Genomic DNA, 26,108 nt, shown 5'->3' on the forward strand with positions numbered 1-26,108 from the left:
GTCAAATCACTCCGGATTTTAAGGGTACAAAGAAAACGCGATCGAGCTGCTCTTCCCGCCATTGCGTCGCCGACACGCGCGTGACGAGCGTCAGCACCTGCGATTGCGCGGCCTGCGATCCGACCGGCGCGACGAGCTTGCCGCCCACCGCCAGTTGATCGAGCAAAGCCTGCGGCACGTCGAGGCCCGCGCACGCGATCACGATCGCGTCGAACGGCGCGGCCGCGGGCAAGCCGAGGCGGCCATCGCCGTAATGCAAACGGATGTTCGGCACACGCAAGGGCCGAAGATTGAGCTTCGCGCGCTCCGACAGCGGCCGCACGCGTTCGATCGAATAAACCTCAGTGGCGACTTGCGACAGCACCGCCGCCTGATAGCCGCAGCCGGTGCCGATCTCCAGCACCTTGTTCAATGCACGCCCCGTCGCGACCAGCTCGATCATGCGCGCGACGACGGACGGCTTCGAGATGGTCTGGTGATGGCCGATCGGCAGCGCGGCGTCTTCGTAAGCCTGCGCGGCGAGCCCCGGATCGACGAACATGTGGCGCGGCACAACGGACATCGCGTTCAGCACGCGCGGATCGGTCACGCCGTTCGAGCGCAGCCGTTCGACCATGCGCTCGCGCACCCGTTCCGACGTGAGCGTCTGCGTGCTCGCGAGCGCGACGTTCGGCGCGCCTTTTTTTGTCGCGGTCGCAGCGTTCAGGTCGCGCTCGGCGGACCGCGCCGCCGGGCGCAATGCGTTCGCGCGCGGCGAGTGCGCCGAATGATGTGGCAGTGCGGCGCTCTTGCTCGCCGGCGGAACCGGTTTCGCCGTGCCAATTGCGGTCTTCGCGCCGGAACGCGCGGGAAATACGGAGGTGGCCGGTTTCGCGGACGCAGCCGCCGTCGCGGGATTCTTCATCGGCGCGTTCGCCGCGCGCGACGGAGCCGTCTTGGCCGGCAGCGCGGGCGTCGACTTGAGCGCTGAAGCGGCGGCCGCTTGCTTGCCGCGCAGATCCTGCGTGCGCGTCGCGGGTTTGCGCGGCTCGCGAACCAGATCCGCGAGCGCCAGCGGAAAGCGCTTGGCGCGCTCGTCGCTCATGTGCGGCGGCTCCCGGCGCTCGCCCATTCGCGCGTCTCGGCCATGAGCTTGGTATGCGTGAGGTCGAGCTGCAGCGGCGTGATCGATACGAAGCCGTTCGCGACCGCGTGAAAATCCGTGCCTTCGCTCGCGTCGAGCGCATCGCCGGACGGACCGATCCAGTAAATCGGATTGCCGCGCGGATCGGTCTGTCGGATCACGGGCTGCGATGGATGACGCTTGCCGAGCCGCGTCACTTTCCATTCGCGCAGTTGATCGTAAGGCAGGCTCGGGATGTTCACGTTCAGCAACGGATGGCCCGGCATCGGATGTTCGAGGAAATGCGCGACGATCTCGGCGGCGACGCGCGCGGCGTCGTCGAGATGAAGCCAGTCGCGGCCGACGAGCGAGAACGCGATCGCCGGAATGCCGAACATGAAGCCTTCGGTCGCGGCGGCCACCGTGCCGGAGTACAGCGTGTCCTCGCCGACGTTCTGCCCGTTGTTGATACCCGACACCACGAGATCCGGCTGATGCTCGAGCATGCCGGTGAGCGCGATGTGCACGGAATCGGTCGGCGTGCCGTTCACGAAGTTGAAACCATTCGGCGCTTGATGAACGCTCAAGGGTCGCGACAGCGTAAGCGAGTTGGACGAGCCGCTGCAGTTCTGCTCGGGCGCCATCACCGTTACTTCGCCGAGCGGCTGCAGGACATCGTGCAGCACGTTGATGCCGCGCGCCAGATAACCGTCGTCGTTGCTGAGTAGGATTCGCATCCGACGATTGTAACCGAGGAAAGTGGCGCGACGACGACTCGCAGGCTCGCTTGCGGCGGCGTCCCTGCCCTATACACTGGGGCCATTCCCGAACAGGCGGACAAGGAGACGATATGCGCGCCGTACGATGCAACGAACACGGATTGCCCGATACCCTTTCGATCGAAACGCTGCCCGACCTGCACCCGGAAGCGGGCGAAGTCGTCATCGACGTGAAGGCGGCGAGCGTGAACTTTCCCGACGTGCTCATCATCCAGAACAAATACCAGTTCAAGCCGCCGTTGCCGTTCACGCCGGGCGCGGAGTTCGCGGGCATCGTGCGCGAAGTCGGCGCGGGTGTCGCGCGTCTGTCGCCCGGCATGCGGGTGGCCGCCTATACCGCGCAAGGCGCGTTCGCGGAACAGGCGCGCGCGAAGGCGGAGGATTGCATCGTGCTGCCCGATGACGTCGATCTCGCCGATGCCGCCGCGTTCACGCTCGCCTACGGCACGTCGTATCACGCGCTCGTCGATCGCGGCGAGCTCGTGGCCGGAAATACGCTGCTCGTTCTCGGCGCGGCGGGTGGCGTCGGCATCGCGGCGATCCAGATCGGCAAGCTCATCGGCGCGCGCGTGATCGCCGCGGCATCGAGCCCGGAGAAGCTCTCGTTCTGTCGCGAGCATGGCGCAGATGAGGTCATCGACTATACAAGCGAAGATTTGCGCGAGCGCGTCAAGGCGCTGACCGCCGGCAACGGGCCGGATGTCGTCTTCGATCCCGTCGGCGGCACCTATGCGGAGCCCGCGTTTCGCAGCATCGGATGGCGCGGCCGGTATCTCGTGGTCGGATTCGCGAACGGCGAAATTCCGAGGCTGCCGCTCAATCTCGCGCTATTGAAAGGCGCGAGCATCGTCGGCGTGTTCTGGGGCGGCCACATGCAACGCGAGCACGCGCTCGCCGATAAAGAATTCGCGACGATGGTCGACTGGATCAAGGCCGGCAAGCTGCGTCCGGTGATCACCCAACGTTATTCGCTCGATGAAACGCCGCGCGCGCTCGACGACATGATGAATCGCCGCGTGACCGGCAAGATCGTGATCGAGCCGTGACGCGTTGCTGCTACCATCGCAGCCTTTCGAATTCATCGGAAGCGACATGACGAGCAAACGTCCCGACGCCAGCGTCATCGTGCCGGTCTACAACTGCGAGGCGTGGCTCGAAGTGCTGCTGTGCTCGGTGCTCGATCAGGACGGCGTCGATCTCGAAGTCATCGCGATCTGCGACGGCGCGACCGACAGCAGTCTCGCCGTGCTCGAATCGCTGGCGGCACGCGATGCACGCATCCGCGTCGTGGCGCAGGCCAATCGCGGCGTATCGGCGGCGCGCAATGCCGGACTGACGCTCGCGCGCGGCGAGTGGATCGCGTTCGCCGACGGCGACGACTGGATGAAGCCGGGCGCATTGCGCACCTGGATCGAGCACGGCCGCCAGCACGATCTCGATGTCGTGATCGGCAACGGATTCACCTTCGACGCGCTGCCGCCGCCCGCCGATCCGCAGCCGATGTACGACGGTCAGCCGTGGGGCGAGGTCTGCAGCGGCGCGACGTGGTTCGAGCGAACCGTGCCGAACGACGACTGGGTCGTCTGCGTATGGCTTCAGTGCGTACGACGCGATTTCGTCTCGAGACACGGGCTGCGGTTCGAGGAAGGCGTCGTGCACGAGGACATCATCTGGACGTTGCAGGTCGGGCTTCGCGCGCAGCGTGTCGGTTTCGTGCACGAGCCGTTCTACGGCTATCGGCGCAATCCGGGATCGATCACGAACTCGCTTTCGCCGGATGCCGTCGCGCGTCGCGCCGCGGGTTACCTCCGCGTGATCGACGCGCTCGTGACCGCCGCGCTCGACCCGCGCGCCAACCGACGCCTGAGCCGGATTCTGCTGCGCCAGGCCAACCGCGAGAGTGGTCATCTGCTGCATGTGCTCAGAAAACGCCTGAGCGACGACGCGCTGCGCAGGCCTTTTGCGCGGCAGTTCCTGCAGTCGGGCTATCTCCGCGCGATGCTGAAGGGCGCGACCAACGCAAGCGAAGTGTGGCGCGCGCTGCGCTGCTGGCGCTTCTATTCCCGCTGCGCGGCGTAGAGACGCCCGATCAGAAGCGCCGCGACTGCGCGCCGGGCAGCATGCCGATGCGCGTCGACTGCGCCGATTTGGCATCGACGAAATCGGCTGGCGCGTAGTGCTGCGGTGCGCGCGCATGCTTGCCATGCAAGGTCTGGAACGCGGACATCACGCGCCGCACCGTGAGCAGGCGTTGCCACAAGCGTTCGCGAAGTTTGCCGAACGGCAGGAAGGATGGCGGCAACACGACCGCGCCCGGCCCCCAGCCGGGACGCCACGAGCGTGCAAGGCCCTGGCGCATGAACAGTGAGAGCGTGGGCACGCCGATGCAAGATGCGAGATGCCCGAGACCGGAATCGTTGCCGATGAACCAGGACGACTCGGCGATCCAGGTCGCGACATCGCTCAGTTGTGGCAGCGCGTTGACTTCGCATCCTTCCTGAGCGATATCGCGCCAGACGCCCAACTCCTCCGGTGCAACGAGAAAGCTCGCCTGCAATCGACCGCGGTCGAGCACACGCGAAAGGGCGAGAAATTTCTCGCGGCCCCACATTTTCTCGGGATGGCTGCCCGTCGGATGAATGACGACGCGATTGGCGAAACGCCCTCGCATGACGCCGGCCGGGACGACGAGACCGTTCGCACGGGTCACGTCGGAGAGGCCCAGCACGTTCGTCGCAATGTCGACGATACGGTCCACCATGTGTTTCGAGCCGCCGTATTCCGGCAACGTCGCGAGACAAATCGTTTTGCCCGAGCGGCTCAGCGTCGACGCGTAGTCGGTCGGACGAAGCTCGATCACGGTGTCGAAAGCGCCCTGACAGGCGTCGGCACGTCCCACTGTCACACGCGGAAACCATTCGGCGAGCTGCTCCGCGACCCAGCCGAACACGACGGGGCGATAGCCGTTGCGGATGAGATTGTCGACGAGGACGAGCCCGATGAGGCTGTCACCGATCGGCGATGGCAGAACCACCGCAATCGAACCGTCAGTTCGCAGTTTCATTCTTGGTCTCGCGGAATCGCGTGGACGGATGCCGCGCAGAAACCGCGCATGGCGCCCGAAACAGAGTGTCGCCGACTTTCGTCACGATTCGATGTGCCTTGGCGCCCATTCACCCCGAATGAAGACGGCCCTTGCGCAGCGATTCACCGTAATACACCTGTTTAGGGCAGCATGATAGCGATGTCAGCCGTATCGTGCCAGAACGGATACTCCGAAAACGGTCCGGCACGTTTTACGGCGTGTTGCCGTGCGCGCTTCACGAGCGATCAAAGCTTTTCGGTCTCGCCGCTCTTCGGCTGCCACTTCATGAGCCGGCGCTCGACCAGCGCGACGAGGCCGTCGAGCACCAGCGCGAACGCGGTCAGCACGAGAATCCCCGCGAACACCGTGTTGATGTCGAAGGTGCCTTCGGCTTGCAGAATCAGATACCCGACGCCGCGCGCCGAACCGAGATATTCGCCGACCACCGAGCCGACGAACGCGAGTCCGACCGACGTATGCAGGCTCGAAAACACCCAACTCGTCGCACTCGGCAAATAGACGTGACGCAGCAGTTGCTTGCGGTTCGCGCCGAGCATGCGCGCATTCGCGAGCACGACCGGGCTCACTTCCTTCACGCCCTGATAGACGTTGAAGAACACGATGAAAAACACGAGCGTCACGCCCAGTGCGACCTTCGACCAGATGCCGAGGCCGAACCATACCGCGAAGATCGGCGCGAGAATCACGCGCGGCATCGAGTTGGCGGCCTTGATGTAAGGATCGAGGAGCGCGCTCGTCGTCGGCGCGAGCGCGAGCCACAAGCCGACGCCCAGTCCGGACACCGTGCCGATGAAGAACGCCAGCACCGTCTCGATCAGCGTCACCCACAGATGGATATAAATCTCGCCGCCGGTGAACCACTCCCAGATGCGCACGAGCACCTTCTGAGGCTCGCCGAAAAAGAACGCGGCCTTGTTGGCGTCGTCGAAATAGAAAGGCGGCAGGAGCGTCGGGCTCGTCAGCACGTACCACAGCACGAAGCACGCGAGCAGCAACAGCCATTGCCATACGATGAGATTCGCTCGATTCGGGCGCAGCTTGTTCCACATGGTCGTATCGTCTTATTCGGCGGCGGGCTTCAGTTGCTGCTGATAACCCTTCAACACTTCCTCGCGCAGCACGCCCCAGATCTGTGCGTGCAGTTCGACGAAACGCGGATGCGAGCGGATCTCGGCGACATCGCGCGGACGCGGCAGATCGATCGCGAACTCGCCGATCGGATGCGTGCCCGGCCCGGCCGCCAGCACGACGACGCGGTCGGACATCGAGATCGCCTCGTCCAGATCGTGGGTGATGAAGAGCACGGCCTTGCGCTTCGCCGCCCAAAGATCGAGCAGCTCGTTTTCCATCAGTTGACGCGTCTGAATGTCGAGCGCGGAGAACGGCTCGTCCATCAGGATGATGTCGGGATCGAGGATGAGCGTTTGCGCCATCGCGACGCGCTTTCTCATGCCGCCCGACAACTGATGCGGATAACGGTCGCCGAAGCCGCCCAGGCCCACGCGCTTGAGCCATTCCTCGCCGCGCTTGTCCGCCTCGGCCTTGGGCACGCCTTGAAACGCCAGGCCCGCCGTCACGTTGTCGAGCGCGCAGCGCCACGGCATCAGGCCATCGGCCTGAAACATGTAGCCCGCGCGCCGGTTGATGCCTTTCAGCTTCTCGCCGAACACGCTCACGGTGCCCGACGAAGGCTCAAGCAATCCCGCCGACACGTTGAGCAGCGTCGACTTTCCGCAGCCGGTCGGACCGACCACCGACACGAACTCGCCCGGCGCGATGGCGAGGCTCGTATCGCGGACCGCGGTATAGCGGTCCTTGCGATTCTCGCGCGACGCGAATGTGCACGTGACGTTCGCGAGCGCGAGCGCGTGTTTCGAAGGCGAGGACATCGGTCAGACCTTGACGGTGGCGAGCGCCTTCTTGACGAAGTCGTTGGTCCAGGTCTTCGACAAGTCGATCGGCTTGCCTTTCACGGTTTCGTCGAAGGCCTGAAGCGTCTTGAGCGATGTCGCGGGACCATCGGCGGGCATCAGGCCGTCCGGCGACAGCGCCTCTTTCACGTGCTGCCACGAATCCAGATACAGCGCGCGATCGCCGAGCAGATAGCTTTCCGGCACCGTCGAAATGAGGTCCTTGCCCGAAGCCGACTGCAGCCATTTCAGCGCGCGCACCATCGCGTTGGTGAGCGCCTGCGTCGTGTTCGGATTCTTCGTGATGAAACTCTGCGACGCGTAGAGGCAGCCCGCCGGCATGTTGCCGCCGAACACCTTGACGGTATCCGCGAGCGTGCGCGTGTCCGACACGATGCGGATATCGCCCGCGCGGTCGAGCTTGGTCATCACCGGATCGAGGTTGGCGATGGCGTCGATCTGGCCAGACTGCAGCGCGGCGATCGCGCCCGCGCCCGCGCCGACCCCGATGAACGACACGTCGGTCGCCTTCAGCCCTGCCTGCGCGAGCACGAAGCTCGCCATGATCGACGTCGACGAGCCCGGCGCCGTCACGCCGATCTTCTTGCCTTTCAGATCCGCGACCGACTTGTAGTTCGGCATCGCCTTCTTCGACACAGCGAGCACGATCTGCGGCGCGCGTCCTTGCAGCACGAATTCGCGGAAGTACTGATTCTTCGCCTGCAGCAGCAACGTGTGCTCGAACGCGCCGGACACGACGTCCGCGCTGCCGCCGACCGCTGCCTGAAGGGCCTTCGCGCCGCCCGCGAAATCGGCGATTTCGATTTCGAGCCCTTCGTCCTTGAAGTAATTGCGACGCTCGGCGATGGTGAGCGGCAGATCGTAGAAGAGATTCTTGCCGCCGACCGCGATCGATACCTTGGCCTGTTCCGGCTTGCTCTGCGCAAACGCGAGCGGCATGCCCGACATGGCCCCACCCGCGAGCACGGCGCCGCTCGCGATGAACGTTCTGCGTTTCATCGTTGTCTGTCTCCTGGTTTTATCGTTCTCAGCGCTGTCGGACCGAAGGCTCAGATCACCTTGGCCGAGCGCAGCCGCGCAATATCGTCGGCATCATACCCGAGCGTTTGAAGTACTTCATCCGTGTGTTCACCGAGTTGCGGGCCGAGCCAGCGCGTTTCGCCCGGCGTCTCCGAGAGCTTCGGCGTCACGTTCGGCAGCGTGATTTCCTTCCCGTCCTGCCAGGGAAAGCGTTGCAACATCTGCCGCGCGATGTATTGCGGATCGGTGAACATGTCGGCGACGCTGTAGATGCGGCCCGCGGGCACATCGGCGCCGTTGAGCACGGCGAGCGCCTCGTCGATGCTGCGCGTCGACAGCCACGCGGCGATGGCGTCGTCGATTTCCTGCGTGCGCGGCACGCGGCCATCGTTCGATGCGAGCGCCGGATCGTCCGCGAGGTCCGCGCGGTCGATCGCGTTCATCAGGCGCTTGAAGATCGGATCGCTGTTGCCGCCGATGACAATACTGCCGTCGCGGCACGGATACGTATTCGACGGAACGATGCCCGGCAGCGACGCGCCCGTGCGCTCGCGAATCATGCCGTACACGCCGTATTCCGGCACGACGCTTTCCATCATGTTGAAGACGGCTTCGTACAGCGCGACATCGACCACCTGACCCTTGCCGCCGTTCACTTGCCGGTGATGCAGCGCCATCAGCGCGCCGATCACGCCGTGGAGCGCGGCGATCGAATCGCCGATCGAGATGCCGATGCGCGGCGGCGGCAAATCCGGATAGCCGGTGATATGGCGCAAGCCGCCCATCGATTCCGCGATCGCGCCGAAGCCCGGGCGATCGCGATAAGGACCGGTCTGGCCGTAACCGGAGAGCCGCACCATCACGAGACCGGGGTTTTCCGCGCACAGCACTTCATAGCCGAGCCCGAGCTTTTCGAGCAGACCGGGCCGAAAATTCTCGACGACGATATCGGCTTCCTTTGCCAGCCGGCGCACGATCTCCTTGCCCTCGTCGGCCTTGAGATTGATCGTCACCGATTTTTTGTTGCGCGCCTGCACCGCCCACCAGAGCGACGTGCCGCCCACTTCCGGATAGAGCTTGCGCCACTTGCGCAGCGGATCGCCGCCGTTCGGATCTTCGATCTTGATGACGTCGGCGCCGAATTCACCCATGAAGCGCGCGGCGAACGGACCGGCGATGAGCGTGCCGAGCTCCAGCACCTTGACGCCGGCGAGCGGTCCCGTCGTTGTGCTCATGGTCGTCTCCTGAATGTTTTTATGTGGACTGTTTCAGAGCGGCATGTCGAGCGGCCTGAAACGCGGCGTGCCGTCGGCGAGCGTTTCGTTGAACATCCCGGCGGGCCGCACCCAGAGGCCGCGTTCGTGCGGCCACAGATGCTCGTAGACGATCATCGCTTCCTCGGTTTCCGAGTGCCGCGCGACGCCGATCACGCGATAGAGTCCGCCCTTGTAGTGACGATGCGTCGCGAGCGCGAGAGCTTCGGTTTCTGTCATCGGTTTTGTCCTGCTGATGGTCGCGTTCAGACGGAGCGGCGATCGAGCATCGCGCGCGCGATCGTGCCCGCATCGACATATTCGAGCTCGCCGCCGACGGGCACGCCGCGCGCGAGCCGCGTCACCTTGAGCCCTTTCGACTTGAGCGTCTGCGCGAGATAGTGCGCGGTCGCTTCGCCTTCGTTCGTGAAGTTGGTGGCGAGCACCACTTCCTGCACTTCGCCGTCGAGCGCGCGGTTGATGAGCCGCTCGAAGTGGATCTCCTTCGGCCCGATGCCGTCGAGCGGACTCAGCCGCCCCATCAGCACGAAATAAAGTCCGCGATACGTGAGCGTCTGCTCGAGCATGATCTGGTCGGCAGGCGTTTCGACGACGCACAGCAAGGCCGGATCGCGCTCCTCGTCACTGCAGACTTCGCATATGTCGGCTTCGGTGAAGGTGTTGCACTTCTCGCAGTGCTTCAGATGCTCGGTCGCGAAAAGCAGCGAATTGCCGAGCTTCTCGGCACCCGCGCGGTCGTGCTGCATCAGGTGATACGCGATGCGCTGCGCCGACTTCGGGCCGACGCCGGGCAGCGCGCGCAACGCTTCGACGAGCGCCGACAGGGCGGAAGGTTGTTTCATGTGTCCTTCGTTTGACATCGAAGCGCGCCGAATTCACTTCGGCGCGCGCGCTCAGAACGGCAGCTTGAAGCCCGGCGGCATCGGCATGCCGGCCGTCATGCCGCTCATCTTCTCTTGCGTGGTGGCCTCTGCCTTGCGCACGGCGTCGTTGAACGCGGCGGCGACGAGGTCTTCCAGCATGTCCTTGTCGTCGGCGAGCAGGCTCGGGTCGATCTGCACGCGACGCACGTCGTTCTTGCAGGTCATCGTCACCTTCACGAGACCGGCGCCGGACTGGCCCTCGACCTCGATCTGCGCGAGTTGATCCTGCATCTTCTTCATGTTTTCCTGCATCTGCTGAGCCTGTTTCATCAGCCCGGCGAGTTGGTTCTTCATCATGGTTCGGCTCCTTCCTGGAAAACGTGTGGCAAAAGCACGCGCAAAGCGCGCGCCCGATATTCAGTGCGGCCGCGCGACGTTCAAGGACGCGCCGCGCGCCTCAATTCACGACGGACTCGCGCCCGATACGGCGATCGGCTTGATCGAACCCTGCACGATGCTCGCGCCGAAATCGCGGATCAGCGACTGCACGAACGGATCCTGCCTGATCTCCTGCTCGGCTTCCTGCTGGCGGCGCGCGCGCTCGGCCGCGTCGAGCGCGGCGGCGGTGCGCCGCGCGGGCGCGACATCGACGCTCACTTCGATCGCGCGGCCGAGCTTCTCGGCAAGCGCGGCCTTGAGCTTCGTGACGTGCGTGGCGTCGGTGTACATCTGAACCGGAACCGCGAGCGTGACGGAATGTGCATCGCAAGCGGTGAGTTCGCTGTTGAACGCGAGCTGATAGGCGACGCCCTTGAGCGGCAGATCGACGGCGAGCGCGGCCCACTCCACCGACACGCCGAGCGCATCGAGCGGCACGGCGGGCGGCAGCGGCGTCGTGTCGATCACGGGCGCGGGTTTCGCGACGGCGGCCTCGGCGCCGAAACGCATGTCGTCGGGACCGCTATCGAAAGCGGGCACGAAGCCGTCGTCCGGCGGCATGAAGTAATCCTGCTCCGATCCCGCCGGCGGATAGTCGTCGGGCGGCATGTCTTCCCACGGCGGAACGACGTTCGACTTGGCCGCGCTTCCAGCCGCATCGCCGGCAGCGGGTTTCGCCTCGGGCGCGGCCTGCGCGCGACGCGGCGTCGGCACCTGAACTTGCGCGGCAGGCTTCGCGGTTGCCTTGGGCGCTGCGGGAGCCGTTGTCTGCGCAGCCGCTGCACCGCGTGCGCCGCGGTCGGACGACAGCCGCATGCCGGCGCTGCGCAGTACCTCGAGCGCCGCGCTCGCGCCGCCTGCCGCGCGCGAAGTCGCCGCTTCATCCGATGCACGCGGAGTGGCTTCATCGGCGACTTGTCGTGCGGCGCTCGGTACTGGCGCTGGCTTGACGGGCACCGGCTCGCTCGTCTCGACGACGGGCGCCGCCGGCTTTGCGCTTTCTATAGCGGGTGCGACCGGTGGCGTCTCTTTCGCCTTGACGACGACCGTTTCCACAACGGGCGCCGGCGCTTTCGCGACGGGCGCTGGCGCGACCGCGCGCTCGGCCATTGCGCCCGCCAGCGCAGCGCTGCGCGCGGGCTTCGCGCCCGAAGGCGCGCTGACGGCGACGCCGCCTCCCGGTCCGCCCGCCGGCTCGAACGCGAGCATGCGCAAGAGCGTCATCGTGAAGCCGGCGTATTCGTCCGGCGCGAGGCCGAGTTCGCTGCGCCCGACCGTGGCAATCTGATAGAAGAGCTGGACCTGCTCGGCAGAAAGAGTCTCGGCGAAGCGGCGGATGTCCGCGGCTTCGGGCCATTCGTCCAGCACCGACGCCGGCGCGAACTGCGCCCAGCCGACTCGATGCAGAAGACTCGCGAGATCCTGCAGCGCAGTCGAAAAGGACAGGCTGCGCAGCGCCATTTCGTCGGCGATCGCGAGCACGCTCGGGCCGTCGCCGGCGCAAAGCGCATCGATGAGACGGATCAGATAGCTTTGATCGAGCGCGCCGAGCATGCCGCGCACGGCGTCCTCGGTGACTTCGTTCGCCGAATACGCGATGGCCTGATCGGTCAGTGAAAGCGCATCGCGCATCGAGCCGTCCGCCGCGCGCGACAAAAGACGCAGCGCCTGCGACTCGAACGAGATGCTCTCCTGCTGAAGAATGTTCTCCAGGTGAGACACGATATGCCCCGCCGGCATCTGCTTCAGGTTGAACTGCAGGCAGCGCGAGAGCACGGTGACGGGAATCTTCTGCGGATCGGTCGTCGCGAGAATGAACTTCACGTGCGGCGGGGGCTCTTCCAGCGTCTTCAGCATCGCGTTGAAGGCGTGGTTCGTGAGCATGTGCACTTCGTCGATCATGTAGACCTTGAAGCGGGCGTCGACGGGCGCGTAGACGGCGCGCTCGAGCAGCGCCGCCATTTCGTCGACGCCGCGATTGCTCGCCGCATCCATTTCGACGTAATCGACGAAACGCCCCTCGTCGATTTCCCGACACGCACGGCACACGCCGCACGGCTTCGAGGTCACGCCGGTTTCACAATTGAGCGCCTTCGCGAAGATACGCGAGAGCGTCGTCTTGCCGACGCCGCGCGTGCCCGTGAAGAGATACGCATGATGCAGGCGGCCGCCATCGAGCGCGTGCGTGAGCGCACGGACGACGTGCTCCTGGCCGACGAGCGACTCGAATGATTTCGGCCGCCATTTGCGTGCGAGAACTTGATAGGTCATGCGCGAAATTGTATCAGCAACGACCTTGCGCAAACGCCGGTCCAAAAGGCCGCCGGCGGACTTGAACAGGGTGCTTCCGGCCAGCGCGGGCGCACAAAAATGTCGCGCTCGGATGGCTGCGCGAAGCAGCAAATGAATCAGGGAAAACGAGAGAGGAACAACAGAGAGGAAAGCGGAAGGTGACGAGCCCGACCCTCGGCACTGGTGGAAAGCGGCTGTGGCTGCTTCGTTCCCGACCTGACCAGGTTGACCGCGCCACCATGCGAGGAGGCCCGTCACGTCGAATTGTACCACGGGGTCTGGTGCGCCCGGAAGGCGTCAGTCGAATGCACAGTCTTTTCGGCGCCCTCTTGTGCTTCGTGTCGTCGGCCTCAGATACGGCCTATCAGTACCCGGCGACGGATAGCAAAGTAAGCTAAGATGACGTGTGAATTACCCGGAAGTGGTGCATTTCGCCCTTCCGCAGATCATTCGCCGCCATTCGCGAGTCATTTTGGCGCATGGCGCGCGGGCCGAATCTTGCCCGTTGGCGACGAAAATTTTTTTCAGTTTTGGTATATCGTGGCGAGCATTCAAACGCGGGCCTCGAATCAATAGAGGTATTCAGACAATGAGCGAATCAATCAAGCACATCAGCGACGCTTCTTTCGAACAGGATGTCGTCAAGTCGGATAAACCTGTCCTGCTCGATTTCTGGGCTGAGTGGTGCGGTCCGTGCAAGATGATTGCCCCGATCCTCGACGAAGTCGCGAAGGATTACGGCGATCGCCTGCAGATCGCGAAGATCAATGTGGACGAGCATCAGTCGACGCCTGTGAAGTTCGGCGTGCGCGGCATTCCCACGCTGATTCTCTTCAAGAACGGCGCGGTCGCCGCGCAGAAGGTCGGCGCATTGTCCAAGTCGCAACTGACCGCGTTCCTCGACAGCAACCTGTAACGGCATCACCGGCGGACTCCGGTACCTCCGGCGTCCGCTTGCGGCATCCACGGCGCATTACAGGCGCAAAGCGATGCAGCCGATGTTGTCACGTGACAACATCGGCCGAAAAGCCCCGCCCAAAGCCCACCCGAGGCTCGTGTGGCGTGTGCTATGCTAGAATCACAAGAGTTCAAGAAGTATTAAGTCTCGAGCGGTTCCGCTCACCTCTTCTCCCAAATCTTTCTGTCGCACCTCTCTCCCCGGCGGGAAATCCGTATGCATTTATCCGAGCTCAAGTCTCAGCACGTCTCCGCACTGATCGAGATGGCCAATGGCCTCGAGATTGAAAATGCGAACCGCCTGCGCAAGCAGGAACTCATGTTCGCGATTCTTAAAAAGCGCGCCAAGGGTGGCGACACGATTTTCGGCGACGGCACGCTCGAAGTGCTGCCCGACGGATTCGGCTTCCTGCGCTCTCCCGAGACCTCGTATCTCGCGAGCACGGACGACATCTACATCAGCCCGTCGCAAATCCGCCGCTTTAATCTGCACACCGGCGACACGATCGAAGGCGAAGTGCGCACGCCGAAGGACGGCGAGCGTTATTTCGCGCTCGTGAAGGTGGACAAAGTCAACGGGCAGCCGCCCGAGGCCTCGAAACACAAGATCATGTTCGAGAACCTCACGCCGCTGCATCCGAACAAGCCGCTGCCGCTCGAGCGCGAAATGCGCGGCGAGGAAAACGTCACGGGCCGGATCATCGACATGATCGCGCCGATCGGCAAGGGCCAGCGCGGTCTGCTCGTCGCGTCGCCGAAGTCCGGCAAAACCGTCATGCTGCAGCACATCGCGCATGCGGTGAAGGCCAATCATCCGGACGTCATCCTGTTCGTGCTGCTCATCGACGAGCGTCCGGAAGAAGTGACGGAAATGCAGCGCTCGGTGCGTGGCGAAGTCATCGCGTCGACCTTCGACGAACCGGCCGCGCGTCACGTGCAAGTGGCCGAAATGGTCATCGAGAAAGCGAAGCGTCTCGTCGAAATGAAGCACGACGTCGTGATTCTGCTCGACTCGATCACGCGTCTCGCGCGCGCCTACAACACGGTCGTGCCGGCGTCGGGCAAGGTGCTGACGGGCGGTGTCGACGCCAACGCGCTGCAACGCCCGAAGCGCTTCTTCGGCGCGGCTCGCAACATCGAGGAAGGCGGCTCGCTGACGATCATCGGCACGGCGCTCATCGAAACGGGCAGCCGCATGGACGACGTGATCTACGAAGAGTTCAAGGGCACCGGCAACATGGAAGTGCACCTCGAACGCCGTCTCGCGGAAAAGCGCGTCTATCCGTCGATCAACCTGAACAAGTCGGGCACGCGCCGCGAAGAACTGCTCATCAAGCCGGACCTGCTGCAAAAGGTCTGGGTGCTGCGCAAGTTCATCCACGACATGGACGAAGTCGAAGCGATGGAATTCCTGCTCGACAAGATCCGTCAGACGAAGAACAACGCCGAGTTCTTCGACATGATGCGTCGCGGCGGAGGCTGATCCCTGATCCGCTTCGCTGCTCAAGCCTGTAAAAACCGCCCGCTTCGCCGGGCGGTTTTTTTTGTGCTTCGCGCGCGCCGCTCTTCGTACAATCCGGACTATCGAAGCAAACAGAATGATCGATGGCCAACCTCTTCACCCGCTGGTTCGGTGCACAGCGCCGCGAGCGCACGCTGCGCAAATACGCAATCGACGACGCGCTCTGGCAGCGCACGCTCGACACGTATCCGTGCTTCGGCCATCTGCAGGCGAGCGACCTCGCGCGTCTTCGCGAAACCGCGAGCCTGTTCATCGCGCAGAAAGAATTCTCGACCGCGCACGATCTCGAACTGACCGACCAGATGATCGTCTCGATCGCTGCGCAGGCCTGCCTGCCAGTGCTCAATCTCGACCTGGACCTGTATCGCGGCTGGGTCGGCGTGATCGTCTATCCGGGCGAGTTCATCATCAAGAAGACCGTTGAAGACGAGGACGGCGTCGTGCACGAGATCGAGCACGATGCGAGCGGCGAGGCGTGGGAAGGCGGTCCGGTCGTCTTGTCGTGGGAAGACGCGCAGATGGCCGACGGCTCCGACGCCTACAACGTCGTGATCCACGAGTTCGCGCACAAGATCGACATGGTGACGGGCGAAGCAGACGGCCATCCTCCGCTCTTTCGCCGCTGGCACGCACCGCTCGATTCCGGCGCCTGGTCCGATATCTTCGACAACGCCTACGATCAGTTCTGCGCGCGCGTGGACGCCGTGCCGCAGCGCCGCTGGAGCCGCTTCGAGCGCGAATCGCTGATCGATCCGTACGCGGCCGATCATCCGTCGGAATTTTTCGCGGTCTGCAGCGAGGCGCTGTTCGTGACGCCGCAAGCGTTCGAAGCCGAGTACCCCGAGCTTTACCGGCTGCTCGCGCGCTACTACCGGCAAGACCCGGCGGGCGTCGGTGCGCTCGTCGCATGAGTTCCGCCGCAACCTCCAAAAAAGATGTCAACCGACTGATTTTCTGGCATAATCCCCGTTTTTCGACCCTAGGCAAGTGACTCGCGCAGCGCTGCAAACAGTGCAACGGGTTGGCTACCGCCAGATATCAGGAAAGACCATGAAACAAGGCATTCACCCGGATTACCGCGAAGTCCTGTTCGTCGACATGTCGAACGACTTCAAGTTCGTGACCCGCTCGACCATCCAGACGCGCGAAACCGCCGAATTCAACGGCAAGACCTACCCGCTCGCGAAGATCGAAGTGTCGTCGGAATCGCACCCGTTCTACACCGGCCAGCAAAAGATCATGGACACGGCGGGCCGCGTCGAGAAGTTCAACAACAAGTTCGCACGCTTCTCCACCAAGAAGTAAGTCGGGCTTCGGGCTTCATGAGAAAAGGGCAGCTTTGGCTGCCCTTTTTTGTCGCCGACGGGTTTGCTTCGACGTTTCGTCTTACACGCGGCGCGCATCGCCGCTTTGCTGCATCGTGTAACCGCTGTTGCGCTGGATTACGGCGAGCCGCGATGAACCGCCCTTAACGCCGCCGCGCGACTACAATGCCGGTTGCTCCAGTCCCGGCCTCGCTCCGCCCGAGATCAGCGGACCGCTTTCAATCAAACCTTCTCGCATGCGATCTGTCGTTCGTCTGACCGCCTCCGCCACCAGCGCCCTGCCGCGCTGGCTGCTGCTCGCCATCTGCATCACCTACGCGTCGTTCGGCCTGTTCGGCCGCGATCCGTGGAAGAACGAAGATGCGGCGGGCTTCGGCGTCATGTGGACGATGGCCAACGGCGACGCCCGCGACTGGCTGCTGCCGAACCTGGTCGGCAAGGCGCCCACCGCCGATGGCCCGCTGATGTACTGGCTCGGCGCATCGGCGATACGGATCCTGAGCCCTTGGGTCGATGCGAGCAACGCGTCGCGCGTGGTCACGGGTCTGCTCTTCTGTCTTGCCTGCGCATTCGTCTGGTATTCGGCCTATCTGCTGGGCCGGCGCGAAGAGGCCCAGCCCTTCAAATATGCTTTCGGCGGCGAGCCTGAGCCACGCGACTACGGCCGCACACTCGCCGACGGCGCGCTGCTGATCCTGCTCGCGTGTTTCGGCCTCGCCGAACGCGGCCACGAAACCACGCCGCAGCTCGCGCAGTTCGCCGGCACCGCGATGCTCCTCTACGCCCTCGTGCGAAGCCTCGACAAGCCGATCCACGGCGGCCTCATGTGGGGCGTGGCAATCGGCGTCGTCGGACTGTCGAGCTCGCCCGTGCTCGTGTTCGCGCTTCTGCTGTGCACGCTCGCGATGACGATCATCGTGAAGCAGGTGCGCGCCGCGCCGCTCCTGATCTTCGGCCTGCCGGTCGCGATCGTGCTGATCGCCGCGTGGGTGCTGCCGACGCTGCACTACTTCCCCGAGGACGGGGAATGGTGGCTGCGGCAATGGTGGCGCAACAGCTTTTCGTTCTTCTCCGGCACGCCCGGCGCGATCTTCGGCTACGCGATCAAGAATCTGCCGCTCTTCACATGGCCGGCGTGGCCGCTCGCGGTCTGGGCATTCGTCAGTTGGGGCGGGCTGCGGCGTTCGCCGCACGTCGGCGTGCCCCTGTCGATCATCGGGCCGCTGCTCGTGCTGGTCGTCTTGCAGGCGCACGAAACCAACCGGCTCTTCATGCTGCTTCTGCCGCCGCTCTCGGTGCTCGCGACCTTTGCGCTGCCCACGCTCAAGCGCGGTGCGATCAACGCGATCGACTGGTTCGCGATGCTGAGCTTCACGATCATCGGCTCGCTGGTGTGGCTGGTCTGGAGCGCCGGCATGTTCGGCTTTCCCGCAACGATGGCCCGCAATCTCGCGCGTCTCGCGCCGGGCTTTCATCCCGAGTTCAAGCTGATTTCCTTCGCGTGCGCGGTAGCCGTGACGGTCTGCTGGTTCCTGCTCGCGCGCTGGCGTCTCGCGCGGCATCCGAAGGTGCTGTGGCGCAGCGTCGTGTTGTCGAGCGCGGGCACCACGCTCATGTGGGTGCTGCTCATGACGCTATGGCTGCCGGTGGTGAACTACAGCCGGACGTATCGCGACGTGGCCGAGCAGATCGCCGATCATCTGCCGCCCGACTACACCTGCATCTCGCCCGTGCGCCTCGGCGACGCGCAGATCGCCACCTTCGCCTATTTCGGCGGCATGCATTTCGCGTTCGACGAGGATTGCGACGTGATCCTGCGCCAGGATCCGGCGGACTACGGCGAGCCTTCCACGATGTCGGCGTTCCAGTGGAAGCTCGTCTGGGAAGGCCGGCGCGTCGCCGACCGTGACGAGCGCTTCCGCCTCTACGTGCGCATCGAGCGTCCCACGCCGCCGGCGAAGAAACCGCTGCGCCCGAAGAGCCTGCGCCGCGTCCAGTAACACGATGCGCGCGATGCCGACACCGACCAGCACGACCGGCATGTTGAGCGACGTGCGCAAGATCGCCGCGCTCGCGTGGCCGGTGCTGATCGGCCAGCTCGCGGTGATTGCGTTCGGCGTGATCGACACCGCGATGGTCGGCCGCTTCTCCGCCACCGACCTCGCCGCGCTCGGCCTCGGCGGCTCCGTCTACATTTCCGTGTATATCGGCTTGACGGGGATTCTCGTCGCGCTGCAGCCGATCGCCGGCCAGCTCTTCGGCGCGGGCCGCGAAAGCGAGATCGGCGAAGAGACGCGTCAGGCGTTCTGGCTCGCCGCCGCGCTCGCCGTGATCGGCTTCGTGCTGCTCTTCCATCCCGAGCCGCTGCTGTCGCTCGCGAAAACGCCGCCCGCGCTGCACGATCGCACCGTCGACTATCTGCGCATTCTGTCGTTCGGCCTGCCCGCGAGCCTCGCGTTTCGCGTCTACAGCTCGCTCACCAACGCGGTCGGCAAGCCGCGCCTCGTGATGTTCCTTCAGGTCGGCGGCCTGCTGCTCAAGTTTCCGCTCAACACGTGGTTCATCTTCGGCGGATTCGGCGTGCCCGCGCTCGGCGGCCCGGGCTGCGCGCTCGCGAGCACGCTCATCAACTGGGTGCTCGCGGCCGTCGGCATGACGGTGCTCTTCAAGTTCGAGTTCTTCCGGCCGTTCGGCATCTTCTCGCACTTCTGCTGGCCGGTCTGGCGGCGTCAGCTGGCGCTTCTGCGTCTGGGCATTCCGATGGGCCTCTCGTATCTCATCGAAGTCACGTCGTACACCTTCATGGCGCTCTTCATCTCGCGCTTCGGCACGACGACGCTCGCCGGCCATCAGATCGCGGGCAATCTCGGCGCGGTGCTGTACATGACGCCGTTGTCGATCGGCATTGCGTCGTCGACGCTCGTGTCGCAGGCGCTCGGCGCGCAACGCTACGACGACGCGCGCTCGATCTCGCGTCACGGCATCGGCATGGCGTGCGTGCTCGCGCTCGTGTACGGCGTGGTTCTGCTCGCGGCACGCGCGCATGTGATCGCCGCCTATACGCCCGATGCGAACGTCATCGCGGCGGCGATGCCGCTCGTGCTCATCATCTTCTTCTATCACCTCTGCGACGCTCTGCAGATCACCACGGCATTCATTCTGCGCGCGTACAAGGTGACGCTCGTGCCGACCCTGATCTACGCGATCGCGCTGTGGGGCATCGGGCTCGGCGGCGGCTATCTGCTCGGCTTCGACGTGGGCGGCGGCGTGCCGCAATGGCTGCAAGGCGCGCGCGGCTTCTGGATCGCGAATTCGGCGAGTTTGGGCGCGGCGGGCGTCGGTTTGTTCCTCTATTGGCGGCGCGTGAGTTCGCGGCATCTGAACAGGATTGACGCGACCTGAACCGATTGCATCCGGTGCGATGATTTGTGGAAAAACATCGCCGGTTTGCATCGTCAGAAAGAATGACGTAAGGCTCCAGTAGAATTTCGCGTCGAGGAAAACTCGGAGCGAGTGGATGAGCCGCATTACAACGTCACAAAAAAAATGGATTCTGGCCGCAACCACGCTGATTGCCACGCTCGGATTCGGCGCGGCGCTTCATCGCGCCGATGCCGCGCGCATCGCGAGCGTGTCGCCGCAGGGCAAGGTCGCGCAAGTGCGGCAGGTCGTCGCCAAGTTCGACGAACCGATGATCGCGTTCGGCAATGCGGCCGCCGCCGCGCCCGGCAAGATCGCCTGTAGCGGCGCAAACGCCGCGGCCACAGCGGGCTCCGGACGCTGGATCGACGCCAAAACCTGGGCCTTCGACTTCGAACGCGATCTGCCGCCCGGCGTGCGTTGCGCGCTCGACCTGTCCGACGGCCTCAAGTCCACGGCGGGCAATGCGCTTGCCGGCCCGCGCCACTTCGCGTTTCAGACGGGCGGACCGTTCGTCACGCGCATCATGCCGAGCTACGGCGACATCGAAGAGAATCAGGCCTTCGTGCTGCGCCTGAACGGCCCGGCGACGCAAGCCTCCGTGCTCGAACATGTCTGGTGCGAATCGAACGCGCTGGGCAACCGCATTCCGGTTCGCGCCGTCGATGACGGCACCCGCGCCGCCCTGCTCAAACATTTTCGCCTGGAGAAGGAAAGCGACCGCGTGCTGACGCTCGCATGCCAGCAGACCTTGCCATCGGCGACGAAGATGCAGTTCGTGTACGGCGTGGGCGTGACGGGTCCGAGCGGTATCGCGAACGATGTCGAAAAGCGCTTCGACTTCAACGTGCGCGAGCCCTTCACCGCGAGCTTCTCGTGCGAGCGCGAGAACGCGAAGGCGCCGTGCACGCCGCTGCGCCCGCTGCGACTGAACTTCACCGCGCCGATCAGCCGCGCCGATGCGCAGAAGTTCGTGCTGCGCGGTCCCAAGGGCAACGCATCGCCCCGTTTCGATGCGAGCGACAAGGAGGCGGAAGTCAGCCACATCGAGTTCGCCGCGCCGCTTCCCGAACGCGCCGACCTCGCCATCGACGCCCCCCCCAACCTGAAGGACGTGAGCGGCCGCTCGCTCGCGAACGCGGATCTGTTTCCGCTCAAGGCCGCAACCGCCGCCATGCCGCCGCTCGCGAAATTCTCGTCGGGCACGTTCGGCATCATCGAGCGATTCGCGGAGCCCGACATGCCCGCGATGCTGCCGGTCACGCTGCGCCACGTCGAAGCGGACCTGCATGTGCAAGGGCTCGATTCGGGCACGTCGCGGATCACGAAGCTCAAGCTCGACGCCGATCAGGACATCCGCCAGTGGATGCGCGCCGTCGACATGTTTGACGGCACCTCGATGTCGCGCTCTGCGATCCGGGAACGCATGCCCGAGATGCTGAACAACGGCATCGCGCCGGTCATCATCCCGAACAGCGACGGCTCGGTGTCGAAGGATCCGCAAATCGACGTCCGTTCGCTGTCGATGCTGGCCAAACGCCCCGGCGTCGAAAGCCTCACGCTGCCCGCCGCCGATCCCAAAGCACTGCGTCCATTCGAGGTCGTCGGCATTCCGCTCGCCAAGCCCGGTTTCTACGTGGTCGAACTGAGCTCGCCGGCGCTCGGCGCGTCGCTGCTCGGCAAGAATCAGGCGATGTATGTGCGCACGTCGGTGCTCGTCACCAATCTCGGCGTGCATTTCAAGCAGGGACGCGAGAACAGCGTCGTATGGGTCACGACGCTCGACAAGGGCAAGCCCGTCGCGAACGCCGACGTGCGCGTCACCGATTGCAACGGCGATGAAATCGCCACCGCGAAAACGGATGCGCAAGGGCTCGCGAAGATCGGCAAGCCGCTCGCGGCCGCGCGCGAATGCAACGAGCACAGCCTCGCGTGGGGCGGCTTCTTCGTGTCGGCGCGCGTGAACGATCCCGTCACCGGTCCGGACACGGCGTTCGTGACGTCGGACTGGAATCGCGGCATCGAGTCGTGGCGCTTCAACGTGCCGACCGACATGAGCGCGACGCGCACGACGCGCGCGCATACGGTGTTCGACCGCACGCTGCTGCGCGCGGGTGAAACGGTGTCGATGAAGCATCTGCTGCGCGTCGAGACGCTCGTTGGATTCGCGTTCCCGCCGGCCTATCCGAGCCGCGTGACGATTCGGCACGTCGGCAGCGGGCAGACCTGGCATCTGCCGCTCAAATGGTCGGCGGACCATAGCGCCGACTCGACCTTCACCGTGCCCATTGCCGCGAAACTCGGCGAATACAGCGTGACGCTCGACAACGGAGCGGATTCATCGAACGATGACGACAACGACGGCGCGGTGACCCAGTCGTACGAATCGGGCAGCTTCCGTGTCGAGGAATTCCGTCTGCCGGTATTCAAAGGCTCGATCACGGCCGGCGACGGCAAAGCGCCCGGCCTCGTCGCGGCGCAGGAAGCGCCGGTCGCGGTGCGGCTCGAATACGTGCAAGGCGGGCCGGCATCGAATCTGCCGGTGCAGGTTTCCGCGCTCGTGCGCGACGCATCGCCGGCCTTTGCTTCGCAGTACGAGGCGTTCAGCTTCGCGCCGTACCGCAAGCCCGCGAACGACGGCGCGAGCGCACCCGCCGAGGACGAGGACAGCGAGCAGCAGGACAACGCGACGACGAAGCTCATCGCGGACAAGCTGCGCGTCACGCTCGATCGCGACGGCGCGGGCAAGGTCACATTGAAGCCGCTGCCGGAGGTCGAATCGCCGAAGCGTCTCGCGCTCGAAGCGAGCTTCGCCGATCCGAACGGCGAGACTCAGACGATCAGCGGCGGCACGACGCTGTGGCCCGCCGCGGTCGCCGTCGGCGTGAAGGCGGGGCATTGGGTGTCGGTCGGCGGCGCGCTGCCCGTGCAGGCGATCGCGCTCGATCTGCAGGGCAAGCCGCGCGCGGGCGTTTCGGTCGATATCAAGGCGGTCGCGCGCGTAATGTCGAGTTCGAGAAAGCGCATGGTCGGCGGCTTCTATGCGTACGACAACCACACCGAAGTCAAGGATCTCGGCACGTTGTGCAGCGGCAAGAGCGACGATCACGGCATCGTCTCGTGCGATGCGAAGCTGAAGGAATCCGGCAATGTCGATCTCATCGCGGTCGCCAAAGACGGCGACGGCCGCGCCTCCAACGCGAGCACGTCGGTATGGGTCACGCGCGCGGACGAGCTATGGTTCGGCGGCGAAAACACCGACCGCATCGACGTGCTGCCCGAGAAAACCAGCTACGAACCCGGCGAGACCGCGCGCTTTCAGGTGCGCATGCCCTTTCGGTCGGCGACGGCGCTCGTCGCGGTCGAGCGCGAGGGAATCGTCGAGACGCGGGTCGTCGAACTGAACGGCAAGGATCCGACCGTCGAGTTGAAGGTCGACGAGGCGTGGGGGCCGAACGTCTATGTGTCGGTGCTCGCGCTGCGCGGACGCATTCGCGAGGTGCCGTGGTATTCGTTCTTCACGTGGGGCTGGAAGGCGCCGGTCGAATGGGCGCGCGCCTTCTGGTACGAAGGCCGTCAGTATCAGGCGCCGACGCCGCTCGTCGATTTGAGCAAGCCCGCGTTCCGTTACGGGCTCGCGTCGATCCGGGTCGGTACCGCATCGCACAGGCTCGCGGTGAACGTGAGCCCGGATGCGAAGTCGTACACCGTTCGAAGCAAGGCGCATGTGAAGGTGAAGGTCGCGCTGCCCGACGGCAAACCCGCACCCGCCGGCACGCAGATCGCCGTCGCGGCCGTCGATGAAGCCTTGCTCGAACTGATGCCGAATCAAAGCTGGGACGTGCTCGACGCGATGTTGCAGCGGCGCGCGTACGGCGTCGAGACGGCGACCGCGCAGATGGAGATCGTCGGGCGGCGTCACTTCGGGCGCAAGGCGGTGCCCGCGGGCGGCGGCGGCGGACACAGCGCGACGCGCGAGCTGTTCGACACGCTCTTGCTGTGGAATCCGCGCGTCACGCTCGACGCGAAGGGCGAAGCCTCGGTCGACGTCCCGCTGAACGACGCGCTCACGCGTTTTCGGATCGTCGCGGTGGCGACGGTCGGCGCGGGCCAGTTCGGCGCCGGCAGCGCATCGATTCAAAGCACGCAGGACTTGCAACTGATTTCGGGATTGCCGCCGCTCGTGCGCGTCGGCGATGCGTTCCGCGCGCAGTTCACGCTGCGCAACACGACCGCACGGACGATGCGCGTCGTCGTCACGCCGCACGCCGGCGCGTTTGCGCTCGATGCGCGCACGGTCGAGCTCGGGCCGGAATCATCGCAGGAAGTGACCTGGGACGTGACCACGCCCGATGTGCTGGGCGCGGGATCGTCCGCGAGCCTCGCGTGGGAAGTCAGCGCCGCCGAACAGGCCGGACCCAAAGCGAGCGACGCGGTGAAGATCACGCAACGCGTCGTCGCGGCGATCCCGGTCACCGTGCAGCAAGCGAGCATCGGACAAGTCGACGGCGCGCTCACGCTGCCCGTCGCGCCGCCCGCCGACGCGAGCCGGTCGGACGATGGCGCCGTGCGCGGCGGCATTGCGGTGTCGTTGCAGCCGAAGCTCGCCGACGGCCTGCCCGGCGTGCGCCGCTGGTTCGAGCGTTATCCGTACAGTTGCCTCGAACAGCAGACCTCGCGCGCGCTCGGCCTGATGGACGCCGCGCAGTGGCAAGGCGTGCTCGCGAAGATGCCGTCGTATCTCGACCGCGACGGCCTCGCGAACTACTTTCCGCCCGCCGACGACGAGCGCCCCACCGGCAGCCCCGCCCTCACCGCCTATCTGCTCGCCGTCACCGACGAAGCCGCGAAGCAGGACCGCCGCTTCGCGCTGCCCGACGATCTGCGCAACCGGATGGCGGCGGGCCTCGCGAATTTCGTCGACGGCAAGATCGAGCGCAAGTTCTGGTCTCCGCGCAACGATCTCGACTATGAGAAGCTCGCCGCGATCGAAGCGCTGTCGCGCTACGGTCTCGCGCAGCCGCGCATGCTCGGGTCGATCACGGTCGCGCCTGATCAATGGCCGACATCGGCGGCGCTCGATTACTACGCGATCCTGTCGCGCGTCGACGGCATTCCGAATCGCGACGAGAAGCGCGCGCAGGCGGAGCAGATCATCCGTGCGCGCCTGACATATCAGGGCACGCGCCTCATCTTCTCGACCGAACGCGACGACGATCTCTGGTGGCTCATGACCGGCGCCGAAACCAATGCCGCGCGCACCGCCCTCGTCTTCGCGGATACGCCCGGCTGGAAGGACGAGATGCCGCGCGTCGTCGCGGGTCTGCTCGCGTTGCAGAAGAACGGCGCGTGGCAGACGACGACCGCCAATCTGTGGGGCGCGCTCGCGGTCGGACGTTTCTCCCGGTTGTTCGAAAGCACGCCGGTCACGGGTCGTACGTCGATACAACTGGGCACGTCGACGCAGAGCGTGAGCTGGAGCGCGCCCGCTTCGGCCCCGCCCGCGACGAAGACCGCGAATGTGCGCAGCGTGATGCTGCCGTGGAGCATCGGTTCGCTCACGCTGACGCAAGACGGCACCGGCAAGCCGTGGGCTACGGTCGAAAGCCTCGCGGCTGTCGCGCTGAAGGCGCCGTTCGCGGCGGGCTATCGCATCGCGAAGACCGTCGCGCCGATCGATCCGGCCGTGAAAGGCGTGCTCTCGCGCGGCGACATCGTGCGCGTGCATCTCGACATCGACGCCCAAAGCGACATGACGTGGGTCGTCGTCAACGATCCGATTCCCGCGGGCGCGACGATCCTCGGCTCCGGCCTCGGGCGCGACTCCGAAGCGGCGACGCAAGGCGAAAAGCAGGATCGACGCGCATGGCCGTCGTTCGTGGAGCGTGGCTTCGACGGTTATCGCGCGTATTACGACTATCTGCCGAAGGGCAAGCTGAGCGTCGAATACACGATGCGCCTGAACAATCCGGGCACCTTCGGCCTGCCGCCCACGCGCGTCGAAGCGCTTTACGCGCCTTCGTCGTCCGGCGCGCTGCCGAATGCGCCGGTGGTCGTCAAGCCGCTCGCCGCGAAGTGA

The 26,108-nt window shown here is 65.0% G+C and carries 20 protein-coding genes and 1 other RNA gene; 9 read left to right on the forward strand and 12 right to left on the reverse strand.

Annotation, left to right across the window (positions count from 1 at the left end):
* Position 1 precedes the first annotated feature (1 nt).
* Positions 2-1,084 carry a protein-L-isoaspartate(D-aspartate) O-methyltransferase gene (locus U4Y90_RS19700; protein ID WP_321796972.1) on the reverse strand — a complete coding sequence of 361 codons (1,083 nt, stop codon included), beginning with the start codon at positions 1,082-1,084 and terminating at the stop codon, positions 2-4.
* Positions 1,081-1,839 (reverse strand): 5'/3'-nucleotidase SurE, encoded by a 759-nt coding sequence (gene surE / locus U4Y90_RS19705; protein ID WP_321796973.1) that lies wholly within the window; start codon positions 1,837-1,839, stop codon positions 1,081-1,083. The genes U4Y90_RS19700 and surE overlap by 4 nt, the downstream gene beginning before the upstream one ends.
* A gap of 113 nt (positions 1,840-1,952) precedes the next feature.
* Between surE and U4Y90_RS19710 the strand changes: the two genes are divergently transcribed.
* Both U4Y90_RS19710 and U4Y90_RS19715 read left to right on the forward strand, forming a co-directional pair.
* The gene (locus U4Y90_RS19710) at positions 1,953-2,927 is read left to right on the forward strand and encodes an NADPH:quinone oxidoreductase family protein (RefSeq protein ID WP_321796974.1); all 975 of its coding nucleotides are present in this window, start codon (positions 1,953-1,955) and stop codon (positions 2,925-2,927) included.
* Positions 2,928-2,973: 46 nt separating this feature from the next.
* On the forward strand, positions 2,974-3,960 hold the full coding sequence (locus U4Y90_RS19715; protein ID WP_321796975.1) for a glycosyltransferase: 987 nt from the start codon (positions 2,974-2,976) through the stop codon (positions 3,958-3,960).
* 10 nt (positions 3,961-3,970) lie between these two features.
* Here U4Y90_RS19715 and U4Y90_RS19720 read toward each other — a convergent pair whose 3' ends face one another.
* From U4Y90_RS19720 to ffs, 10 genes are all read right to left on the reverse strand, one after another.
* Positions 3,971-4,945 (reverse strand): glycosyltransferase family 9 protein, encoded by a 975-nt coding sequence (locus U4Y90_RS19720; protein WP_321796976.1) that lies wholly within the window; start codon positions 4,943-4,945, stop codon positions 3,971-3,973.
* 266 nt (positions 4,946-5,211) lie between these two features.
* The gene (locus U4Y90_RS19725; RefSeq protein WP_321796977.1) at positions 5,212-6,036 is read right to left on the reverse strand and encodes an ABC transporter permease; all 825 of its coding nucleotides are present in this window, start codon (positions 6,034-6,036) and stop codon (positions 5,212-5,214) included.
* A 12-nt stretch (positions 6,037-6,048) separates the two neighbouring features.
* Positions 6,049-6,876: an ABC transporter ATP-binding protein gene (locus U4Y90_RS19730; protein WP_321796979.1), complete on the reverse strand. Its 828-nt coding sequence runs from the start codon at positions 6,874-6,876 to the stop codon at positions 6,049-6,051.
* A gap of 3 nt (positions 6,877-6,879) precedes the next feature.
* Positions 6,880-7,917, reverse strand: a complete 1,038-nt coding sequence (locus tag U4Y90_RS19735; protein ID WP_321796981.1) for an ABC transporter substrate-binding protein — start codon at positions 7,915-7,917, stop codon at positions 6,880-6,882.
* Positions 7,918-7,967: 50 nt separating this feature from the next.
* Positions 7,968-9,173, reverse strand: a complete 1,206-nt coding sequence (locus U4Y90_RS19740) for a CaiB/BaiF CoA-transferase family protein (protein ID WP_321796983.1) — start codon at positions 9,171-9,173, stop codon at positions 7,968-7,970.
* Positions 9,174-9,206: 33 nt separating this feature from the next.
* Entirely contained in the window at positions 9,207-9,431 is a 225-nt protein-coding gene (locus U4Y90_RS19745; protein ID WP_321796985.1) for a DUF1653 domain-containing protein, read from the reverse strand.
* Between the two features lie 26 nt (positions 9,432-9,457).
* Positions 9,458-10,054: a recombination mediator RecR gene (gene recR, locus U4Y90_RS19750; RefSeq protein ID WP_321796987.1), complete on the reverse strand. Its 597-nt coding sequence runs from the start codon at positions 10,052-10,054 to the stop codon at positions 9,458-9,460.
* 51 nt (positions 10,055-10,105) lie between these two features.
* Entirely contained in the window at positions 10,106-10,432 is a 327-nt protein-coding gene (locus U4Y90_RS19755; RefSeq protein ID WP_008349334.1) for a YbaB/EbfC family nucleoid-associated protein, read from the reverse strand.
* Positions 10,433-10,537: 105 nt separating this feature from the next.
* On the reverse strand, positions 10,538-12,784 hold the full coding sequence (locus tag U4Y90_RS19760; RefSeq protein WP_321796988.1) for a DNA polymerase III subunit gamma/tau: 2,247 nt from the start codon (positions 12,782-12,784) through the stop codon (positions 10,538-10,540).
* 178 nt (positions 12,785-12,962) lie between these two features.
* An RNA gene (ffs, locus tag U4Y90_RS19765) (signal recognition particle sRNA small type) lies at positions 12,963-13,061 on the reverse strand.
* Between the two features lie 333 nt (positions 13,062-13,394).
* On the opposite strand from ffs, the gene trxA reads away from it, so the two are divergent.
* The 7 genes from trxA (at position 13,395) to U4Y90_RS19800 (ending at position 26,108) form a co-directional block, all read left to right on the forward strand.
* The gene (trxA, locus tag U4Y90_RS19770; protein ID WP_008349330.1) at positions 13,395-13,721 is read left to right on the forward strand and encodes a thioredoxin TrxA; all 327 of its coding nucleotides are present in this window, start codon (positions 13,395-13,397) and stop codon (positions 13,719-13,721) included.
* A gap of 258 nt (positions 13,722-13,979) precedes the next feature.
* On the forward strand, positions 13,980-15,245 hold the full coding sequence (rho, locus tag U4Y90_RS19775; RefSeq protein WP_061163748.1) for a transcription termination factor Rho: 1,266 nt from the start codon (positions 13,980-13,982) through the stop codon (positions 15,243-15,245).
* A 122-nt stretch (positions 15,246-15,367) separates the two neighbouring features.
* Complete coding sequence (locus tag U4Y90_RS19780) at positions 15,368-16,195, forward strand: M90 family metallopeptidase (RefSeq protein WP_321796998.1); 828 nt, start codon at positions 15,368-15,370, stop codon at positions 16,193-16,195.
* A gap of 139 nt (positions 16,196-16,334) precedes the next feature.
* A complete protein-coding gene (locus tag U4Y90_RS19785; RefSeq protein WP_050326712.1) occupies positions 16,335-16,589 on the forward strand; it encodes a type B 50S ribosomal protein L31 in 255 nt (84 codons plus the stop codon).
* Positions 16,590-16,845: 256 nt separating this feature from the next.
* Positions 16,846-18,609 (forward strand): glycosyltransferase family 39 protein, encoded by a 1,764-nt coding sequence (locus U4Y90_RS19790; RefSeq protein ID WP_321797002.1) that lies wholly within the window; start codon positions 16,846-16,848, stop codon positions 18,607-18,609.
* A 40-nt stretch (positions 18,610-18,649) separates the two neighbouring features.
* Positions 18,650-20,011 carry an MATE family efflux transporter gene (locus U4Y90_RS19795; protein ID WP_321797158.1) on the forward strand — a complete coding sequence of 454 codons (1,362 nt, stop codon included), beginning with the start codon at positions 18,650-18,652 and terminating at the stop codon, positions 20,009-20,011.
* A 115-nt stretch (positions 20,012-20,126) separates the two neighbouring features.
* The gene (locus U4Y90_RS19800; RefSeq protein WP_321797004.1) at positions 20,127-26,108 is read left to right on the forward strand and encodes an MG2 domain-containing protein; all 5,982 of its coding nucleotides are present in this window, start codon (positions 20,127-20,129) and stop codon (positions 26,106-26,108) included.

The sequence above is a fragment of the Caballeronia sp. J97 genome (assembly GCF_905220305.1).
Lineage (GTDB): Bacteria > Pseudomonadota > Gammaproteobacteria > Burkholderiales > Burkholderiaceae > Caballeronia.

What these genes read in the sequence shown, in the direction of transcription:
- U4Y90_RS19700 (WP_321796972.1), bottom strand. Translation starts at nt 1,084, where the DNA reads ATGAGCGACGAGCGCGCCAAGCGCTTTCCGCTGGCGCTCGCGGATCTG.
- surE (WP_321796973.1), bottom strand. Translation starts at nt 1,839, where the DNA reads ATGCGAATCCTACTCAGCAACGACGACGGTTATCTGGCGCGCGGCATC.
- U4Y90_RS19710 (WP_321796974.1), top strand. Translation starts at nt 1,953, where the DNA reads ATGCGCGCCGTACGATGCAACGAACACGGATTGCCCGATACCCTTTCG.
- U4Y90_RS19715 (WP_321796975.1), top strand. Translation starts at nt 2,974, where the DNA reads ATGACGAGCAAACGTCCCGACGCCAGCGTCATCGTGCCGGTCTACAAC.
- U4Y90_RS19720 (WP_321796976.1), bottom strand. Translation starts at nt 4,945, where the DNA reads ATGAAACTGCGAACTGACGGTTCGATTGCGGTGGTTCTGCCATCGCCG.
- U4Y90_RS19725 (WP_321796977.1), bottom strand. Translation starts at nt 6,036, where the DNA reads ATGTGGAACAAGCTGCGCCCGAATCGAGCGAATCTCATCGTATGGCAA.
- U4Y90_RS19730 (WP_321796979.1), bottom strand. Translation starts at nt 6,876, where the DNA reads ATGTCCTCGCCTTCGAAACACGCGCTCGCGCTCGCGAACGTCACGTGC.
- U4Y90_RS19735 (WP_321796981.1), bottom strand. Translation starts at nt 7,917, where the DNA reads ATGAAACGCAGAACGTTCATCGCGAGCGGCGCCGTGCTCGCGGGTGGG.
- U4Y90_RS19740 (WP_321796983.1), bottom strand. Translation starts at nt 9,173, where the DNA reads ATGAGCACAACGACGGGACCGCTCGCCGGCGTCAAGGTGCTGGAGCTC.
- U4Y90_RS19745 (WP_321796985.1), bottom strand. Translation starts at nt 9,431, where the DNA reads ATGACAGAAACCGAAGCTCTCGCGCTCGCGACGCATCGTCACTACAAG.
- recR (WP_321796987.1), bottom strand. Translation starts at nt 10,054, where the DNA reads ATGAAACAACCTTCCGCCCTGTCGGCGCTCGTCGAAGCGTTGCGCGCG.
- U4Y90_RS19755 (WP_008349334.1), bottom strand. Translation starts at nt 10,432, where the DNA reads ATGATGAAGAACCAACTCGCCGGGCTGATGAAACAGGCTCAGCAGATG.
- U4Y90_RS19760 (WP_321796988.1), bottom strand. Translation starts at nt 12,784, where the DNA reads ATGACCTATCAAGTTCTCGCACGCAAATGGCGGCCGAAATCATTCGAG.
- trxA (WP_008349330.1), top strand. Translation starts at nt 13,395, where the DNA reads ATGAGCGAATCAATCAAGCACATCAGCGACGCTTCTTTCGAACAGGAT.
- rho (WP_061163748.1), top strand. Translation starts at nt 13,980, where the DNA reads ATGCATTTATCCGAGCTCAAGTCTCAGCACGTCTCCGCACTGATCGAG.
- U4Y90_RS19780 (WP_321796998.1), top strand. Translation starts at nt 15,368, where the DNA reads ATGGCCAACCTCTTCACCCGCTGGTTCGGTGCACAGCGCCGCGAGCGC.
- U4Y90_RS19785 (WP_050326712.1), top strand. Translation starts at nt 16,335, where the DNA reads ATGAAACAAGGCATTCACCCGGATTACCGCGAAGTCCTGTTCGTCGAC.
- U4Y90_RS19790 (WP_321797002.1), top strand. Translation starts at nt 16,846, where the DNA reads ATGCGATCTGTCGTTCGTCTGACCGCCTCCGCCACCAGCGCCCTGCCG.
- U4Y90_RS19795 (WP_321797158.1), top strand. Translation starts at nt 18,650, where the DNA reads ATGTTGAGCGACGTGCGCAAGATCGCCGCGCTCGCGTGGCCGGTGCTG.
- U4Y90_RS19800 (WP_321797004.1), top strand. Translation starts at nt 20,127, where the DNA reads ATGAGCCGCATTACAACGTCACAAAAAAAATGGATTCTGGCCGCAACC.